Annotated in this window: 23 protein-coding genes; 20 read left to right on the top strand and 3 right to left on the bottom strand. The window is 40.2% G+C overall.

Translation table 11 applies throughout. The annotated features are described in order from the left end of the window. Positions 1-10 precede the first annotated feature (10 nt). The 15 genes from V1225_RS12515 to V1225_RS12445 all read left to right on the top strand — a co-directional run bounded on the left by V1225_RS12515 (position 11) and on the right by V1225_RS12445 (position 14,284). Complete coding sequence (locus V1225_RS12515) at positions 11-409, top strand: conjugal transfer protein (protein ID WP_101871559.1); 399 nt, start codon at positions 11-13, stop codon at positions 407-409. Further along, a complete protein-coding gene (locus V1225_RS12510; protein WP_338546672.1) occupies positions 387-2,837 on the top strand; it encodes an ATP-binding protein in 2,451 nt (816 codons plus the stop codon). Before V1225_RS12515 ends, V1225_RS12510 begins: the two co-directional genes overlap by 23 nt. Continuing rightward, on the top strand, positions 2,837-5,035 hold the full coding sequence (locus tag V1225_RS12505) for a CD3337/EF1877 family mobilome membrane protein (protein WP_338546671.1): 2,199 nt from the start codon (positions 2,837-2,839) through the stop codon (positions 5,033-5,035). The genes V1225_RS12510 and V1225_RS12505 overlap by 1 nt, the downstream gene beginning before the upstream one ends. Next, positions 5,032-6,036 carry a C40 family peptidase gene (locus tag V1225_RS12500; protein ID WP_338546669.1) on the top strand — a complete coding sequence of 335 codons (1,005 nt, stop codon included), beginning with the start codon at positions 5,032-5,034 and terminating at the stop codon, positions 6,034-6,036. Before V1225_RS12505 ends, V1225_RS12500 begins: the two co-directional genes overlap by 4 nt. A 19-nt stretch (positions 6,037-6,055) precedes the next feature. Beyond that, positions 6,056-6,958, top strand: a complete 903-nt coding sequence (locus V1225_RS12495) for a conjugal transfer protein (protein WP_338546667.1) — start codon at positions 6,056-6,058, stop codon at positions 6,956-6,958. 102 nt (positions 6,959-7,060) lie between these two features. Further along, complete coding sequence (locus V1225_RS12490) at positions 7,061-7,876, top strand: MerR family transcriptional regulator (protein WP_338546665.1); 816 nt, start codon at positions 7,061-7,063, stop codon at positions 7,874-7,876. Between the two features lie 80 nt (positions 7,877-7,956). Beyond that, on the top strand, positions 7,957-8,433 hold the full coding sequence (locus V1225_RS12485) for an SAM-dependent methyltransferase (protein WP_338546663.1): 477 nt from the start codon (positions 7,957-7,959) through the stop codon (positions 8,431-8,433). Between the two features lie 13 nt (positions 8,434-8,446). After that, on the top strand, positions 8,447-8,998 hold the full coding sequence (locus V1225_RS12480) for a GNAT family protein (RefSeq protein ID WP_338546662.1): 552 nt from the start codon (positions 8,447-8,449) through the stop codon (positions 8,996-8,998). A gap of 265 nt (positions 8,999-9,263) precedes the next feature. Next, a complete protein-coding gene (locus V1225_RS12475; RefSeq protein WP_338546661.1) occupies positions 9,264-10,175 on the top strand; it encodes an AraC family transcriptional regulator in 912 nt (303 codons plus the stop codon). 77 nt (positions 10,176-10,252) lie between these two features. Further along, on the top strand, positions 10,253-10,675 hold the full coding sequence (locus V1225_RS12470) for a DUF3788 domain-containing protein (RefSeq protein WP_338546659.1): 423 nt from the start codon (positions 10,253-10,255) through the stop codon (positions 10,673-10,675). 289 nt (positions 10,676-10,964) lie between these two features. Next, the gene (locus V1225_RS12465; protein WP_054344583.1) at positions 10,965-11,381 is read left to right on the top strand and encodes a sigma-70 family RNA polymerase sigma factor; all 417 of its coding nucleotides are present in this window, start codon (positions 10,965-10,967) and stop codon (positions 11,379-11,381) included. Positions 11,382-11,387: 6 nt separating this feature from the next. After that, entirely contained in the window at positions 11,388-11,636 is a 249-nt protein-coding gene (locus V1225_RS12460; protein ID WP_338546658.1) for a helix-turn-helix domain-containing protein, read from the top strand. Positions 11,637-11,978: 342 nt separating this feature from the next. Further along, a complete protein-coding gene (locus V1225_RS12455; RefSeq protein ID WP_338548183.1) occupies positions 11,979-12,176 on the top strand; it encodes a tRNA wybutosine-synthesizing protein 3-like protein in 198 nt (65 codons plus the stop codon). Between the two features lie 112 nt (positions 12,177-12,288). Then, positions 12,289-13,902 (top strand): recombinase family protein, encoded by a 1,614-nt coding sequence (locus V1225_RS12450; protein WP_338546657.1) that lies wholly within the window; start codon positions 12,289-12,291, stop codon positions 13,900-13,902. Between the two features lie 61 nt (positions 13,903-13,963). Continuing rightward, positions 13,964-14,284 (top strand): hypothetical protein, encoded by a 321-nt coding sequence (locus V1225_RS12445; protein ID WP_338546656.1) that lies wholly within the window; start codon positions 13,964-13,966, stop codon positions 14,282-14,284. A gap of 65 nt (positions 14,285-14,349) precedes the next feature. On the opposite strand, the gene V1225_RS14755 is transcribed toward V1225_RS12445, so the two are convergent. The 3 genes from V1225_RS14755 to V1225_RS12435 are packed head-to-tail and all read right to left on the bottom strand — an operon-like array spanning position 14,350 to position 15,410. Next, a complete protein-coding gene (locus V1225_RS14755) occupies positions 14,350-14,526 on the bottom strand; it encodes a CrcB family protein (protein ID WP_350339725.1) in 177 nt (58 codons plus the stop codon). A 15-nt stretch (positions 14,527-14,541) separates the two neighbouring features. Continuing rightward, complete coding sequence (locus V1225_RS12440) at positions 14,542-15,024, bottom strand: DUF6548 family protein (RefSeq protein ID WP_338546655.1); 483 nt, start codon at positions 15,022-15,024, stop codon at positions 14,542-14,544. 20 nt (positions 15,025-15,044) lie between these two features. Beyond that, the gene (locus V1225_RS12435; protein ID WP_338546654.1) at positions 15,045-15,410 is read right to left on the bottom strand and encodes a metal-dependent transcriptional regulator; all 366 of its coding nucleotides are present in this window, start codon (positions 15,408-15,410) and stop codon (positions 15,045-15,047) included. Between the two features lie 99 nt (positions 15,411-15,509). Here V1225_RS12435 and V1225_RS12430 point away from each other — a divergent pair, with 99 nt between their 5' ends. Genes V1225_RS12430 through V1225_RS12410 form a run of 5 tightly spaced genes read left to right on the top strand, consistent with a single transcriptional unit; the run spans position 15,510 to position 18,698 of the window. After that, complete coding sequence (locus V1225_RS12430) at positions 15,510-15,833, top strand: DUF2325 domain-containing protein (RefSeq protein ID WP_338546652.1); 324 nt, start codon at positions 15,510-15,512, stop codon at positions 15,831-15,833. Between the two features lie 48 nt (positions 15,834-15,881). Further along, positions 15,882-16,094, top strand: a complete 213-nt coding sequence (locus tag V1225_RS12425) for a FeoA family protein (RefSeq protein ID WP_338546651.1) — start codon at positions 15,882-15,884, stop codon at positions 16,092-16,094. Between the two features lie 14 nt (positions 16,095-16,108). Further along, on the top strand, positions 16,109-16,330 hold the full coding sequence (locus V1225_RS12420; protein WP_338546650.1) for a ferrous iron transport protein A: 222 nt from the start codon (positions 16,109-16,111) through the stop codon (positions 16,328-16,330). A 14-nt stretch (positions 16,331-16,344) separates the two neighbouring features. Continuing rightward, complete coding sequence (feoB, locus tag V1225_RS12415; RefSeq protein ID WP_338546649.1) at positions 16,345-18,516, top strand: ferrous iron transport protein B; 2,172 nt, start codon at positions 16,345-16,347, stop codon at positions 18,514-18,516. Between the two features lie 23 nt (positions 18,517-18,539). Next, entirely contained in the window at positions 18,540-18,698 is a 159-nt protein-coding gene (locus V1225_RS12410; RefSeq protein WP_160200479.1) for a FeoB-associated Cys-rich membrane protein, read from the top strand. Position 18,699: the final 1 nt, after the last annotated feature.

The following is an 18,699-nucleotide window of genomic DNA, read 5'->3' as shown; positions in this document are numbered from 1 at the left end:
CTGAAAGAACTTGAAAAAGATTAAAAGTTACACGGGTATCTGGAACGTGGAAAAAGTATTGTATGCCATCAACGATTTTAACTTGCCCTTTCCCGTTACCTTTACACAGATTACATGGTTTGTGATTACGGAATTTATCATCATTCTGTTTGGGGACTTACCGCCACTTTCCATGATTGAGGGAGCGTTTCTCAAATACTTCGGTATTCCCATTTTCCTCACTTGGTTTATGAGCCAGAAAACCTTTGACGGTAAGAAGCCGTACAGCTTTCTAAAATCACAGATAACCTATGCGTTGCGTCCCAAAATCGCTTATGCAGGAAAAGCCGTAAAACTGGATAAGCAGATACTACATGAAAAGATTACGGCAGTTAGGAGTGTGAACTATGTTCCCGATAAAATATATTGACAACAACCTTGTCTGGAACAAGGACAATGAGGTGTTCGCTTACTATGAGCTGATACCCTACAACTATTCTTTTCTATCCGCAGAAGAAAAGTTTATCGTGCATGACAGCTTTCGCCAGCTAATCGCACAGTCCCGTGAGGGTAAAATCCATGCGTTGCAGATTGCCACCGAAAGCTCCATACGAAGTATGCAGGAGCAGTCAAAGAAACTGGTAACGGGGAAACTTCGTGAAGTGGCATTAGAAAAAATAGACGAACAGACCGAAGCGTTGGTATCTATGATTGGCGACAATCAAGTGGACTACCGCTTTTTTCTTGGCTTTAAGCTCATGGTTACGGAAGAACATCTCAATCCGAAGAACCTCAAAAAATCGGCGTGGCTGACATTCAAAGAGTTTCTCCATGAAGTGAACCACACGCTGATGAATGACTTTGTTTCCATGCCCAGTGATGAAATCAACCGCTACATGAAAATGGAAAAGCTACTGGAAAACAAAATATCAAGGCGTTTTAAGGTGCGACGCTTGGAAACAAACGACTTCGGGTATCTCATAGAACATCTTTACGGCAGGGACGGTGTCGCTTATGAAGATTATGAGTATCAGCTACCAAAGAAGAAATTTAAGAGAGAAACACAGATAAAGTATTATGACCTTATCCGTCCGACAAGATGTGTGATTGAGGAAAGCCAGCGGTATTTGCGATTGGAACATGAGGACAAGGAAAGCTATGTATCCTACTTTACCGTCAATGCGATTGTAGGCGAGCTTGATTTTCCGTCCTCTGAAATCTTCTATTTCCAGCAACAGCAATTTACCTTTCCCGTCGATACGTCCATGAATGTAGAAATCGTAGAAAACAGAAAGGCGTTATCCACTGTCCGCAACAAGAAAAAGGAATTGAAAGATTTGGATAATCACGCTTATCAAGCAGGAAGTGAAACCAGTTCAAACGTGGTGGACGCATTAGACAGCGTGGACGAGCTGGAAACCGATTTAGACCAGACAAAAGAAAGTATGTATAAGCTGTCCTATGTGATACGGGTATCGGCTGACAGTCTGGACGAGCTGAAACGCCGTTGTGATGAAGTCAAGGACTTTTACGACGACCTCAATGTAAAGCTGGTGCGTCCTGCTGGCGATATGCTGGGACTTCATTCTGAATTTTTACCAGCCAACAAACGCTATATCAATGACTATGTGCAGTATGTCAAAAGTGACTTTCTAGCTGGGCTTGGCTTTGGAGCGACACAGCAGTTAGGGGAAAACACGGGTATCTATATCGGATATTCCGTTGATACGGGAAGAAATGTATATCTGCAACCGTCCCTTGCCAGTCAAGGCGTAAAAGGCACAGTTACCAACGCCCTTGCTTCTGCTTTTGTCGGTTCGCTTGGCGGTGGGAAGTCGTTTTGCAACAATCTGCTTGTATATTATGCGGTACTCTTTGGCGGTCAAGCACTTCTGTTAGACCCAAAATCCGAACGTGGAAACTGGAAAGAAACACTCCCAGAGATAGCCCATGAAATCAATATCGTAAACCTTACCAGCGACAAGGACAATGCAGGACTTCTTGACCCATTCGTGATTATGAAGAATGTAAAAGACGCTGAAAGTCTGGCAATCGACATTTTGACATTCCTTACGGGGATTTCCTCTAGGGACGGCGAAAAGTTCCCCGTACTTCGTAAGGCGGTACGTTCTGTTACCCAAAGCGACAAACGGGGCTTACTTCATGTGATTGACGAGCTACGCCGTGAAGATACGCCAGTATCAAAGAACATTGCCGACCATATCGACAGCTTCACGGACTACGATTTTGCACATCTGCTGTTTTCAGACGGTACGGTGGAAAATGCTATCAGTCTGGATAACCAGCTCAATATCATTCAAGTAGCTGACCTTGTACTGCCAGATAAGGACACGACCTTTGAGGAATACACGACCATTGAATTGTTGTCGGTGTCTATGCTGATTGTGATTAGTACCTTTGCCCTTGATTTTATCCATTCGGACAGAAGTATTTTTAAGATTGTAGATTTGGACGAAGCATGGGCGTTCTTAAATGTGGCACAAGGCGAAACACTTTCTAACAAGCTGGTACGAGCTGGACGTGCTATGCAGGCAGGTGTTTATTTCGTTACACAATCCTCTGGCGACGTGTCAAAAGAAAGTCTGAAAAACAATATCGGCTTGAAATTTGCCTTTCGTAGTACCGACATTAACGAGATAAAGCAGACCTTAGAGTTTTTCGGTATCGACAAGGACGACGAGAACAACCAGAAACGCTTGCGTGATTTAGAGAACGGACAATGCTTATTGCAGGACTTATACGGACGTGTCGGTGTGGTGCAGATACACCCAGTCTTTGAAGAACTGCTACACGCTTTTGATACCAGACCGCCCGTACAGAGAAATGAGGTGGAGTGATGAAAGAAAGGATAAAAGGTGCGTTCACAAAAAAGAAGATACTTCACTTTCTCAAAATGGTTCTGTTCGTTGTGGCACTTTCCCTTATCCTGCTTTCACTTCTGGGGACGGTGGCTCATGCGACGGGGCTTGTGGACGACACTATCAATGCAGAAAATCTTTATTCCAAATATCCGCTTTCCAATTACCAGCTTGATTTTTATGTGGATAATAGCTGGTCGTGGTTGCCGTGGAACTGGCTGGACGGTATCGGAAAATCGGTGCAGTATGGGCTTTATTGCATTACCAACTTTGTCTGGACGATAAGCCTTTACCTATCCAATGCAACGGGCTATGTGGTGCAGGAAGCCTACAAGCTGGATTTTATCAATGATATGGCAGACAGTATCGGAAAGAGCATACAGACCTTGGCAGGCGTAACCGAGAACGGCTTTTCTTCTACGGGCTTCTATGTTGGTTTTCTGCTTCTCATTATCTTAGTCGTGGGAATGTATGTTGCTTATACGGGACTTATCAAACGGGAAACCAGCAAGGCACTTCACGCCGTTATCAACTTTGTTGTGGTGTTCATTCTGTCGGCTTCGTTTATTGCCTACGCTCCCGACTACATAAAAAAAGTCAATGACTTTTCATCAGACATTAGTACCGCTTCGCTGGACTTGGGAACAAAAATCATGCTCCCCCATTCTGACAGCGAGGGCAAAGACAGCGTAGATTTGATACGGGACAGCTTGTTTTCCATTCAGGTACAACAGCCGTGGCTCTTGCTTCAATTTGGGAACAGCAACGTAGAGGAAATCGGAACAGACCGTGTCGAAGCTCTAGTATCGGCAAGCCCAGAGGACGAGGACGGCGAAACAAGAGAAGAAGTCGTAAAAACAGAAATCGAGGATAACGACAACAACAATCTGACGATACCGCAGGTCATTAACCGCTTGGGTATGGTGTTCTTCCTGCTGTTCTTCAATCTTGGTATCACGATATTTGTATTCTTGCTTACGGGCATGATGATATTTAGCCAGATACTTTTTATCATTTTTGCAATGTTCCTGCCTATCAGCTTTTTATTATCCATGATACCGAGCTATGAAAGCATGGCAAAGCAGGCAATCGTAAGGGTGTTTAATACCATAATGACACGGGCAGGAATTACCCTCATTGTAACGGTGGCATTCAGCATTTCCAGTATGTTTTACAACATTTCCGCAGACTATCCGTTCTTTATGATAGCGTTCTTACAGATAGTGTGCTTTGCAGGTATCTACATGAAGCTGGGCGACTTAATGAGTATGTTCTCACTTAATGCTGGCGACAGTCAAAGCATGGGACGCAGGATATTCCGCAGACCGTATTTGTTCATGCGACATAGGGCTAGACGTATGGAACACCGTATCGCAAGGGCGGTCAGTGCTGGCGGTATTACGGGCGGTGTGGCTGGTGCGGTAGCTGGAAGTGCCGTTGCTGGCAAGCGGACGGAAAGAAAAAATACGGCTTCTAAAGAAAATCGGGGCAATGCCACTTCCAGCATGGGACAGCGAGCAGGCTCAAAGGTGGGTGCTGTCTTAGATACGAAAAATAAAGTGAAAGACAAGGCAAACGCTGTCAAAGAGAATATCAAAGATATGCCGACACAGACCGCTTATGCCGTCCACTCCGCAAAGGAAAAGGCAAAATCCAGTATTTCCGATTTCAAGCGTGGTGTCGTGCAGGAACAGAAAGAACGGCAATCGGGGCGTTTAGCAAAACAGCAACAGCATAGACAGAATATCGCTGACAAGCGAATGGAACTTCAAAAGGCACAAGAAGCAAGGCAGGAAAGAACGCATACGGACGGATCGACGACAAAAGGAGCTACCCGTCCACATGAACGACCAGCCACAGCTTCAACTATTCCAAAACCGAGCGTGGAAAAAATGCAGGAAGTCAAACGCCCTGCCACAGCGACAACTTCTAAAGCAAGTGAGCCAGTCAAGACAAATGCTGTGAAAGAACGTCCGCTATCTTCGGGTGGTTCTGATGTGAAAACTCCACAGATAAATCATAGGAATGTAGAAAAGACCGTATCGCAGGAAACACGCCAGAATTATAAAGCTGACCGAACCACAAGAACACAGACAAGCCAGCAATCAAAGCAGACAACAACATCTACCGAGAAGAACCGTAAGACCGTATTACAGAAAGGACGAAAGAAAAAATGAGATTGAAGCATATCGCCATGATTGGCAGTCTGTTTCCTATCCTCATTTCCATTGTATTGTTTTTCGGGGTGCTGATTAGTGCAGAGGACGACGACGGGGGCGGTAACTATTCTTCTTCCTTTGGTGGTATGAACCTATCCGCAGAAGTGTTGAAACATCAACCTATGGTGGAAAAATACGCCAGAGAATACGGTATCTCCGAGTATGTCAATGTGTTACTTGCTATCATTCAAGTAGAAAGTGGCGGTACAGCAGAAGATGTCATGCAGAGTTCGGAAAGCCTTGGTTTACCGCCTAATTCCTTAGATACAGAAATCTCAATCAAGCAAGGGTGTAAATATTTTGCGTCCTTGCTTTCTTCCTGCAAAAGTCAAGGTATCGACGATTTGAATGTAGCAATACAGTCCTATAACTATGGAGGTGGCTATGTGGGCTATGTGGCAGGAAAAGGAAAGAAACACACCTTTAACCTTGCAGAGAGCTTCGCCCGTGAAAAATCGGGTGGAAAGAAAGTAACCTACACCAACCCGATAGCCGTTGCGAAAAATGGTGGCTGGCGTTATGGCTATGGAAATATGTTCTATGTGGAATTAGTCAATCAATATCTGACTGTACCGCAGGTATCGGGAGAGCTGGCACAAAAGGTAATAAATGAAGCGTTGAAATATCGAGGCTGGAAGTATGTGTATGGTGGCAGTAACCCGAACACTTCCTTTGATTGTAGCGGACTTGTGCAATGGTGCTATGGAAAAGCTGGTATCTCTTTACCGAGAACGGCACAGACGCAATATGACGCAACCCAACATCTTCCACTTTCGCAGGCAAAGGCTGGCGATTTGGTGTTTTTCCATTCTACCTACAATGCGGGTACTTATGTAACGCATGTTGGCATTTATGTAGGAAATAATCAGATGTATCATGCAGGCGACCCGATAGGATATGCGGATTTGAATAATAGTTACTGGCAACAGCACTTAATCGGTGCAGGACGAGTAAAATAATAGAAAGGACTTAGAAAATATGTTTAAGAAAAATAAGAAACAGACAGAAAATGTCAAAGAAAAAAAGGTGCGTACTGTCAAGGTAGGCACACATAAGAAAACTGTAATTGCGTTTTGGGTGGTGCTTATCGTAAGTGTAAGTTTTGGGGTATATAAGAATTTTACCGCCATTGATATGCACATCGTACATGAAACAGAAACCATACAATTAAGACTTACCGATACTAACGGGATTGAAAATTTCGTGAAGAACTTTGCGAAGTCCTATTATACATGGAATAACAGCAAAGAAGCGATTGAAGCAAGGACGCAGGCAATCAGCGGTTATCTGACAAAGGAATTGCAGGACTTGAATGTTGATACCATTAGAACCGATATACCGACCAGTTCCACGGTTACAGATGTGATTGTTTGGAATATCGAACAGTCAGGAACGGACACTTTTTCTGCTACCTACGAAGTAGATCAGCAGATAAAAGAGGGAGAACAGACAACAGCAGTCAAGGCAACCTATACGGTAAAAGTCCATGTGGACGTTGACGGGGATATGGTAATCATACAGAACCCTACTCTTGCACCAACAATCGAAAAATCGAACTATGAGCTAAAGACACCAGAAGCAGACGCAAGTGTGGACGCTGATACCATAAATGACGCTACTTCATTTTTGGAAACATTCTTTAAGCTGTACCCAACAGCGACGGAAAAAGAGCTTGCCTATTATGTATCGGGAAATGTGCTTGAACCTATCGGCAAGGACTATCTTTATTCTGAATTGATAAACCCAGTCTTTACAAAAGACGGGGACAATGTGAAAGTCAAAGTTGCCGTGAAATTCCTTGATAATCAAACAAAGGCGACGCAGGTATCGCAGTATGAACTTGTGCTACATAAGGATAGTAACTGGAAGATTGTAGGATAACATGGAAAAGGGCTTGTATCATAATTATGGTGTGCAAGCCCTTTTTATATTGAAGTATAAATTAACAATAATTATAATTAGGTACATGAATGGAGGGATAAAATGTTCAAAATTGGTGAGTTTTCAAAATTGACACAAGTTTCTACTCGCATGTTGCGTTATTATGATGAAATGGGTTTGTTAAAACCTGCTAAAGTTGATTCATTAACTGGATATCGTATGTATTCAGCAGAACAAATTTCAACTTTAAATAGAATTATATATTTACGTGATAGTGGCTTCAATGTTGCTGAAATTGCATTAGCCCTCAATTACAGTAATAATGCCATTATAGAACAGCTTGATAAAAAGTCTGTTGAAATTATGGATAATATACAAAAAGAACAAGAAAAATTAAAGAAAATTGAGATTGCTAAAAAAGAATTGTTATATAGTAAAAGTGAATTGTATTTTAACATAACCATAAAAGAGATACCGAGTTATTGCGTTTTATCTTTAAGAAAAGAAATACCCAATTATTATTATGAGGGCGAACTCTGGAAAGAACTCTCTGCTTTTGCTAAAGAAAATAAAATAAATATTTCTGATGAAACATTCTCAATATATCACAATGAAGAATATAAAGAAAAAGATGTTGATGTAGAATTATGTGCCATTGTAAATAAAATAGGAAAAGCTACAGGTGATTTTAAGTTTCGTTTTACCGAACCAGTTTCTATGATGGCTTGTACTATGGTATATGGAGATTTTTCTAATATTTCTTATGCTTATCATTCATTTGCTAAATGGCTTCAAGAAAACAGTCAATATAAGATGAAAGGTTCAAGCCGTCAAATAGTTCATCGTGGACCGTGGAACGAGAAAAATCCAGAGAACTATCTAACAGAAATCCAAATTCCTTTAGAAAATCTCTTGTAAAAAATGATAATATGCCTTGACTTTAACATGGTGTTAAGGTTTATCGTTTATTTATCAAGAAGAAAACGGAGGAAAATATAATGACAACTTATAAAGTAAATTCAATAGGTACTATCTACAACAATGAAAAAGGTGCTTTCATTCAACTAGAAGCGCCATATATTCCAGCATTAAAGGAATTAGACGGATTCAGTTATATCAATGTTTTATGGTGGTTCAGCGATTTTGACAATGCGGATTTTAGAAGCGTATTGGAAACAGACCAACCTTATAAAAAAGCTCCAGAGAAAATGGGGATTTTTGCAACAAGGTCGCCAGTACGCCCAAATCCGATTGCTTTATCAGTAGTAGAAATTATCAATATTGATTATATGAGTGGGCTGATACAAATTGCTTATATTGACGCTAATGACAAAACGCCTATCTTGGATATTAAACCATACACGCCGAGTTTGGATAGAGTGGAAAATCCGCAAGTTCCAGATTGGTGTAGTCATTGGCCTCACAGCTTAGAAGAATCTGCTTCTTTTGCATGGGAAAACGAATTCAATTTTTAAGGAGTGATGAACCATGAGTTTGCAGGATTACATTTTTGAAAAACCAGTAATTGAAACAGAACATCTTATTTTAAGAACAATGAATAAAAGCGATATTGATGATTTGAAAGAATGGATTAGTGATATTTCTTTATACGAGTATTGGGGCAAGCGTCCCTCAAAAAGCGAAAAAAATCCAGAATTACTCTTTGATAAGTCAAAAAAATCTACTAAAAGTTTTCATTGGGGTATTGTCCATAAACAAGATAGCAAAGTTATTGGTGAGATATGGATATATCTTATTGAAAATAATAGAATGGCAAAAGTGGCTTTCAGACTTTCTAAGCAATATCAAGGTAATGGACTAATGAGTGAAGTGTTGAAAAGCGTAATTGAATTTTGTTTTTCAAAAACAGAATTACAAAAAATATGGACAGATGTGCATATTTTAAATCATGCTTCTTATAAAACATTAGAGAAAGTAGGTTTTCAAAGGGAAGGACATATTCGTGAGGGGAAAATGGTAAATACCTATTGCGACTATTATCTATATGGGATTTTGAAATCTGATTATAGCACTATCTGATGTTATAGCTAATATTGAAGCGACGATTGACGAAGCAATGAACAACACAGTTCCAAAGGTCTATGATACGAAAAGCATTAAAAGATATGTGATGAATTTGTTAGATATGGCTCATTAAAAAGTACCAAAGAAATAAAAGTTACCATATAGACAAAGTTGGTTTTTATATCTTTTGATTTCTTGTAAGATAATGGCATTGTGCGACAAGCCATACAAAAAATTTTCATGTATACTTTGATTATAAATTATACAAGGAGGTACTGATATGTACGCATATGAAAATATTGAAATGTCATTAAACTATATTGAACAACATTTAAGTGAGAAAATCGAAACAGAGAAACTGGCGGAAATCGCCTGTCTTTCTACATTTTATTACCAGCGCTTGTTTAAAAGATTAGTTAAGAAATCAGTTCAAGAGTATATCAAACTTCGCCGTTTAGCAATGGTAATAGCAGAATTGAATAATTCAGAGGAAAGAATATTAGACATAGCTTTAAAATATGGATTTTCAGACCATGCTAATTTCACAAGAGCATTTAAAGAAGTTTACCATATTACTCCCGATGAATACAGAAAGAGTGTTCCTATGCTAAATACATTTGACAAGCCAGAACTTTCTTCTCATTATGTTATGATTGATGAAAATGTTCCATTGGTTATAGGGAATATTGTTTTGGAAATTCAAAGAAAAACATCAAGAACAAAGGAAACGTATTTTGGTTTTGAAAAAACAGTAAATATTGCTGAACAAATTCCTGCTGGAGAAAGTACAGGAATTGATGTTCCAGGTCAGCTATGGCGCGAATTCCACGCAAAGAAACTGCAAACCGAAAATGCCATTTTTAACAATGATATTGAACTTGGTGTATCTCACTTAGCAAGTCCAGATAAAGGAACATTCCTTTACTTTGCAGGAGGTATGGTTTCATCAACAGATGTATGTCCTAAAAATATGGTACAACATACATTACCAGCAGGTGAGTATATTGTATGCAAAATTGAGGCAGAATCTTTTGAAGAACTTGTTACTACTGCTTTAAATCAAGCAAATAAGTATCTGTTTGAAACTTGGCTTCCAAATCATAATTTGGTTACAAAGCCATTCATGGCAGAAAAATATTACAAAGGAAATGCAGAGATTAATTATATGGAAATATGGGTAATTCCTGTGTAAACAGTAAATGCTAAATAGGAATTATCTGACGTAATGAAAAGGAAATAGAAAGCTTATAAAGGAGGGCATAGTCCGTTGTGATAAACATAAAAGATATAAATTATGTACCTAATATTAGTGAAATAAGCGTTTATATTGAAAACCCTGCATTTGATGAGTTGTATCAGCATATGAACAATGAATATAAAGCAGTTTGCAAAATCGAATACAGTAAAGATGTCTGGGCACGAGGTTGGAACGTAAAGTTTAAAAAATCTGGGAAATCATTGTGTGTTGTCTATCCGAAGAAGAACTACTTTACTGTATTGGTGGTTGTAGGTAATAAAGAGAAAGAAGATGTTGAAAACTTGTTACCCAGGCTTTCTGAATATGTACAGGAAATTTATCGTAACACTAGAGAGGGAAATGGACAAAGGTGGCTTATGATAGACTTAAAATCTAAAAATAATGTATATCAAGATGTATTAAGGCTTATTGCAATTCGTTATGCTATAAAATGATGTTTTTAGATACTTAAGAAAGTATCTTAAGGAGGCTAACGTTATGGAAAATTTTAAGTACAATTCTACACAATCAAATACAATCTAATAAAGCTTTACTAAAAATTGAATGCAATACAGCTTTAAAGGCTCGTACAAACTATATGTTTTGTGCGGGCTTTTTTAATGCAAAAAATTTTTTTTCAATTTTTTTGGATTTTAACTTAACAAATCACACCTGCCATTCCCTATATGGTGCGGAAAGAGGGATAACCACTTTTCAAGTCATAGCAGGAAAGGGGGTGGGATTATGAAACCGTCTGACTTCCAGAAAACAGTTCAATGCCGTTTTGAAAGTTGTTTGAAGAAAGTTGTCCGTCATGTTGTGAAAGACTACCAGCAAGGATTGAAACGACGAAAAGAAAAGGAAATTTCATTTTGTGATCTTCCAGAAATCGTTGTTGAAAAGCTGGCTGTCTGGGACGACTACGAAACAGATTATACAATTTTCAATGTATGCGGTAATGATATTCGTGTCTATGATGATGAATTGGCAGAAGCCTTAAAACAGTTGTCCGAGCGTAACCGTGAAACTTTGCTAATGTATTATTTTTTGGAAATGAACAATGAAGAAATTGCAAAAAAGCAGAATATTTCCAGAAGCGGAGTATTTCAAAATCGGCATAACTCATTGGCACTCATGAAAAAATTACTAAAGGAGAAATGATAGCAAATGATACACACATTTAAGAAGCCGTCCTACTATTTGCTTTCACAAGCTATGGACGGGGACGAAAAAGCGATTGAAAAGGTACTTGCATTTTATGACCCTTACATATCGAAGTGCTGTTTGCGTCCGCTCTATGATGAATACGGTAATGTTTATATCGTTGTAGATATGGAGTTAAAGGGACTTATCCGAGAAGCACTTATCAAAATGATTTTAGGGTTTGATATTGCCTTAGAAATTGAAGAAGAATAACAAGCAGTAACGCAGAACATGATTTGTTCAATCCCCTCTTTCCTGCTCTGCTCCTGCTTTTACACGAAAGCAACACGCTTTCGCCACAGCTCTTTGACAACTGAATAAAGCAGATAGATACGTTTGTGATACGGCGAGCCACAGAAACTATACGCCATGACCTTTTCCATAAAGAAAAGTGAGCGACCCACATAGTGATCCGAGAGCGACTGTTGGAAAAGTCGTTTTGCCATGACCTGTGTTACAGAATAATGATACGTCCCAAAGGTGGTTTTGCTCATAGGAATGAGATTGGTTGAGATACCAGCGGAGCTTTTCCAGAGCCGTCTGTCTGCTTATGAAATGACACATAGAAAGGGGGATTTTATTATTGAAACTATTAAAAAACAAGATATGAACACTTCTCTGAAAAAGAAAATGTCTAAAGGAACAGTAAAGACCAAAATTATCGTAAAAGAACATTTTGCAGAGCAAGGCAAAAATCTTGAAGAATTGCTGACCGACATTATTGTAGAAAGAGCGAAGCGTATTTCAATGTAAAATTACCAGCTTTGATAAATTTTTATTGAGCTATGAAATCAACCAATGGTATAATGTGCTTGCAAGCAAGTATTGTAATCATGGGTTGGTTATAAAGGAGGATAACTGACAAATGAAACAACAAATTTACAATACTGCACTTTATCTTAGGTTGAGTCGTGATGATGAATTGCAGGGTGAAAGTTCTAGTATCACGACACAGAGAAGTATGCTTCGCTTATATGCTAAAGAACACCATTTGAATGTGATTGATGAATACATTGATGATGGCTGGTCTGGAACAAACTTTGACAGACCCAATTTCCAACGAATGATTGAGGATATTGAAGCTGGCAAAATCAATTGTGTAGTAACAAAAGACCTTTCACGTCTTGGAAGAAATTATATTATGACTGGACAATATACAGAGCTGTATTTTCCTAGCCATAATGTTCGTTACATAGCGATTGATGACGGTGTAGACAGCGAGAAAGGCGAAAGTGAGATTGCACCATTTAAAAACATTATCAATGAATGGGTGGCTAGAGATACCAGCCGTAAAGTGAAGTCTGCATTTAAAACAAAGTTTGCAGAGGGTGCGTATTACGGTGCTTATGCTCCGTTAGGATATAAGAAACACCCAGAAATCAAAGGGAAATTGCTGGTTGATGATGAAACTAAATGGATTATCGAAAAGATATTTTCACTTGCCAGTCAAGGATATGGTAGTGCCAAAATTACAAAGTTATTGCGAGAAGATGAAGTCCCAACACCTGCATGGTTGAACTTTACAAGATATGGCAAATTTGCACATATTTTTGAGGGACAGTCTGAAAGCAAGCGTTATGAATGGACTATTGCTCATGTCAAGGCAATATTGAAGAATGAAGTCTATATTGGAAACAGCGTCCATAACCGCCAATCTACAATTTCTTTTAAAAGTAGAAAAAAGGTGCGAAAACCCGAAAGTGAATGGTTCAGAGTTGAGAATACGCATGAACCTATCATTGAAAAAGAGGTGTTCTATCATGTGCAGGAACAGATTAAATCAAGACGTAGGGAAACCAAAAATAAAACAACGCAGATATTTGCTGGTTTGGTCAAATGTGCAGACTGTGGCTGGTCTATGAGGTTTGGAACGAATAACGCTAACAAAACACCTTATAGTTATTATGCTTGTAGCTTCTATGGACAGTTTGGCAAAGGATATTGTTCCATGCACTATATACGTTATGATGTTCTATACAGAGCTGTATTGGAAAGATTACAGTATTGGGCGAATGAAGTTCAGCAGGACGAGGAAAAGGTCTTAAAGAAGATACAGAAAGTCGGTAATGCAGAACGAATTAACGCACGCAAGAAAGCAACGTCCTCATTGAAAAAGGCGGAAAACAGACAAAAAGAAATAGACCATCTGTTTATGAGAATGTATGAGGATAGAGCAGAAAAAAAGATAACAGAACGAAACTTTGTTATGCTTTCAAGCAAATATCAAAAAGAGCAAATAGAGCTTGAAGAACAGATAGCTAACCTAAGTGAAGAATTAAGAAAAATGGAGCAGGAAATGATTGGAGCTGAAAAATGGATTGAGTTAATCAAAGAATATTCAGTACCCAAAGAATTAAATGCTACGTTGTTAAATGCTATGATTGAGAAAATACTCATTCATGCTCCACAGACTAATGAGAGTGGAGAAAGAACACAAGAAATAGAGATTTATTATCGCTTTATTGGTAAAGTCGATTGATTATATAAAACCATATTTTTAACTAAGGGAAACCGGAAAGAGTATGCCGGACGTATCCATCATGGTTGAACTATGCGGCATTTTGGGTATTACGGTCAATGAGCTTTTGAGCGGAGAAAGGATTTCCATGGAGCATTATCAGAAAAAAGCAGAAAAAAATTTAATTGAACTGCAGGAGAAAAAAGAAAAAGCAAGAAAGGCCCTAAACAGGGTGGAATTGATTTGGACTATCGCTGCCGTATTGCTGGCACCTGTTCATTTTATGATTAATTATTATTATCCGCAAAATAATGGAACAGGCATCGGCCTATTAATCTTACTGATTGGTCTGTTCCTGTTCACGGGATATTTTCTGCGATATTATGAATTGCGGCTGAAGTAGTCTGGGAGCGCTGGACTTACGCATTGCTGGTCGGCTAAGTGCAGCAAGCTGACCGGCATAAACGCCTAAAATACAGCAAAAAACGCTGAGCACAGCGTAAATGATTTCGATGGAAATTTTCCTTCTTCAAACAGGGTTAGCGTTTCCAATGAAAAAGTGGAAAAGGTTGTAAAACCGCCGCATACGCCGACTTTCGGAAAGAGCATGAGGGTCGGCGATACGTCTTTTTTGACTGAAGTCATACCGAACAGAAATCCTTACATGGTTTTCATAAAATAAATGAAAACAAAAATTACAATGAAAGCAAAAGCTAAACAGCCGTAATGGGACTCTTGATTTCTGTAAGATGACTGCGATGAATAAGATGGCTTTTTTTGAAGAGGCTCTTGCTTTGGCTTCATGCATCTCTTGCTCTGCTGCTGTTTATAAAGCAATGCCAGCGGATCAGTTTGATTTAAAATCCGTCGATAAAATGAACGAACCCAGTCTATGTCTTCCTGATCACATAGGTCTTCAGAAAATGCGTCCTCTTCGTGGGCCAGATAGTTACGTATGTGGCGAAGGTGTTTCAGCTGCTTCAAATCAGAGTACCAGTTGGGAATGCCCTGACATTCCCGCGCGTAGGTTTTTTGCATTTCATCAATATAAAGCGTCACACCGTGGTTTTCACCATAGAGGTCGCCGCACAGCTTGTCCAGTCGTTTGAATTCTTCAAAGAATGTATAATTTGAATTTCTCATAACAAATCCTAACAGAAACGTTACAGCTTTTCGATATGTTTTTTAATCGCTTCAAAGCTGGTGTCGCTGATGCAGTGTTCCATGCGGCAGGCGTCTTCGTAAGCAAGGGATTCCTCTACACCCAGAAGTATCAGTGCTTTTGCCAGCACATTGTGCTTCTCATAGGTCTTTTCAGCGATAAATAGTCCCTGTTTTGTCAACTCAATCTGTCCATCACTGTCCACTGTCACAAATCCGTTCTCGCGAAACTTTTTCATGGCGACGCTGACGGTAGGTTTGGAAAAACCCATTTCATTGACGATGTCAATAGCGCGCACGGAGCCGTTGCGTTTCTTTAAAATATATATCGTTTCAAAATAATCCTCTGCGGATTGCTGAATTTTCATGATTAATCCTCGTTTCATTTTTTTCTATTCTATCATAAAAAAAAAGTGTTGACAAGGAGGTTAGGGTGTGCTAACCTATAAAAGTAATGAGGTTAGCGAATGCTAACCAGAAAGGATGCTGAGACGATGAGTGTTGTAATTATTGGTGGACATGAGCGAATGGAACACAGATATCAGAAGATTTGTGAAGAATATGGCTGCACTGCAAAGGTTTATACGAAAGAAAAGGGCGCCATGAAAAAGAAAATTGGCTCGCCGGATTTATTGATTTGTTTTACCACTACAGTATCACATAAAATGGTACATACCGCCGCCCAAGAGGCAAAGAGAGGCGGCTTTCCAATTGCACATTGTCACAGTAGCAGCGGGTCGGCTTTAGCAGAAGTACTGAGAAAGCAGGGACTCGTATCTTTTAAACTTTAGGTTAGCAAAAACTAACTTTATGCGAAAAGAATTATTAAAGGAGGATTTATGATGCCTTTATCTATGGCAAAGCCGGGAGAAACCGTGACGATAAAAAAAATAGGAGGCAAACCCGAAGTACGCCAGCACATGGCAGAACTGGGATTTGTGGTTGACGAGAAAGTAACTGTCGTCAGTGAAGCCGGCGGCAGCCTGATTCTGCAGGTTAAAGACAGCAGAATTGCTTTGGGCAGAGATATGGCCGGAAAAATTATGTTTTAAATTTGGAGGTAACAATGCGAACTTTAAAAGATGTCAACGTAAAAGAGACTGTAACCGTAGAGAAAATCAATGGAACAGGTGCAATTAAAAGAAGAATTATGGATATGGGATTAACCAGAGGCACAGTTGTTTATGTGCGAAAAGTTGCACCGCTGGGAGATCCTATTGAGCTTACTGTTAGAGGTTATGAACTTAGTATCAGAAAAGCAGATGCAGAAATGATAGATGTAAAATAGGGGAGGAAGAAAGAATGCAGTATAAAATAGCCCTTGCCGGAAACCCTAACAGCGGCAAGACAACTTTGTTTAACGCCTTGACAGGAAGTTCCCAGTATGTGGGCAACTGGCCTGGCGTAACCGTGGAAAAAAAGGACGGAAAATTAAAAGGTCACAGCGATGTAGTGATTCAGGATTTACCTGGTATTTACTCACTGTCGCCGTATACTTTGGAAGAGGTTGTATCCAGAAAATATCTGGTCAGCGAAAAACCGGACGCTATTTTGAATATTATCGATGGAACCAACATCGAAAGAAACCTTTATCTGACCACACAGCTCATTGAACTTGGCATTCCTGTGCTGGTATGCGTCAATATGATGGACCTTGTCAGAAAGAATGGAGACAAGGTAGACCTTGGTAAACTCAGCAAGGAACTTGGCTGTCAGGTGGTTCCAATCAGCGCACTGAAGGGAGAGGGATGTATTGAGGCTGCTGAAAAAGCACTGAAAATTGCAGAATCTCATAAGACTGTGGATATGCCCCATGTTTTCACTGGCAGTGTGGAACATGCGCTGGCTCACATAGAGGAGTCTATTTCCCTAATGGTAGAACCGGGATTTTTGCGCTGGTATGCTATCAAAATCTTTGAAAGAGATGAAGATGTGCTGGAAAATCTCCGTATAGATGCAGGTCTTTTAGAGCATTTGGAAGAACATATCACAGACTGTGAAGCTGAACTTGACGACGAAGCGGAAAGCATTATCACCAACCAGCGATACAGCTACATCAGCAAGGTCGTAGATAGCGCAGTAGTCAAAAAAGAAAGAAGAGAAAACCTGACAATTTCTGATAAAATTGACAGGATTGTTACCAATCGAATTCTAGCACTTCCAATTTTTATCGTGGTTATGTGGCTGGTATACTATATCGCCATGTCTACAGTCGGTGCTATGGCAACAGATTGGACCAACGATGTGCTCTTTGGAGATATTGTACCGCCTGCAGTTTCCGGATTCTTAGAAGGAATCGGCTGTGCAGACTGGCTGGTCGGCTTAATTGTAGATGGCGTTGTTGCTGGTGTAGGTGCAGTGCTCGGTTTCGTACCGCAAATGTTGGTGCTCTTTATCTTGCTGGCATTTCTGGAAAGCTGCGGCTACATGGCAAGAATTGCTTTCATCATGGATAGAATCTTCCGCAGGTTCGGACTTTCCGGAAAATCCTTTATTCCGATGCTGGTGGGCGTTGGCTGTGGTGTGCCAGGCGTTATGGCTTCAAGAACCATTGAAAGCGACCGCGACAGAAAAATGACTGTTATGACGACAACCTTTATTCCGTGCGGCGCAAAGATGCCAATCGTGGCGCTCATTGCAGGTGCGCTCTTTGACGGAGATGCATGGGTGGCAACAAGTGCGTACTTTGTAGGTGTTGCAGCTATCGTAATTTCAGGAATCATCCTGAAGAAGACAAAGATGTTTGCGGGAGAACCTGCACCGTTTGTGATGGAACTTCCGGCATATCATATGCCGACCATCGGTACACTTCTTCGGAGAATGTGGGAAAGAGGCTGGTCTTTTATCAAAAGAGCTGGTACAATTATCTTATTATCCACAATCGTAATTTGGTTCCTGTCCAACTTCAGTGTAGAGGGTGGATTCCATATGATTTCCGATGTACTGGAACAGGATACGACCCTTCTTGCAAATCTGGGGACACTTCTTGCATGGATTTTCGTTCCACTGGGATTCGGAAGCTGGAAAGCGACCGTTGCGGCTATTACCGGTCTTGTAGCGAAGGAAAACGTAGTTGGTACATTCGGCGTACTTTATGGATTTGCAGAAGTTGCTGAAGATGGTGCAGAATACTGGAGTGCATTGTCCGCAGACTTTACCGCCGCAGCAGCTTACGCATTCTTAGTATTCAATCTGCTCTGCGCTCCATGCTTTGCGGCAATGGGTGCAATTAAGAGAGAAATGAACAACACCAAGTGGTTCTGGTTTGCAATCGGTTATCAGACAATCCTTGCTTATCTGGTATCTATGTGTGTATATCAGTTCTGGACAGCTTTCGCTGGCGGCGGATTCGGAATCGGAACAGTCGCAGCAATTGTAGCGGCAGCGTTCATCATTTATATGTTGGTTCGTCCGGCTTCTCAGAGCACTGAAAGTATTAAAAAAGTTGCGTATAAGAATAATAAAGCGGCATAAAAAAATATAGGAGGGGTGATAGCATGAATGCAGCGACGATTGGTGTACTGCTCATTGTAGTAATACTGGCAGGGCTTGCGCTTTGGTCGATTATCAAGAGCAAGAAAAATGGCGGCGGCTGTGCGGGCTGCGATGGCTGCGGCGGTGGCTGCAGTCACTGCAATGTTGAAAAGGGAAATTGAA

Source organism: Emergencia sp. JLR.KK010 (assembly GCF_037018265.1).
In the GTDB taxonomy this organism is placed as follows: Bacteria; Bacillota; Clostridia; order Peptostreptococcales; family Anaerovoracaceae; genus Senimuribacter; species Senimuribacter intestinalis.
This window is presented reverse-complemented; position numbering and strand designations above follow the sequence as displayed.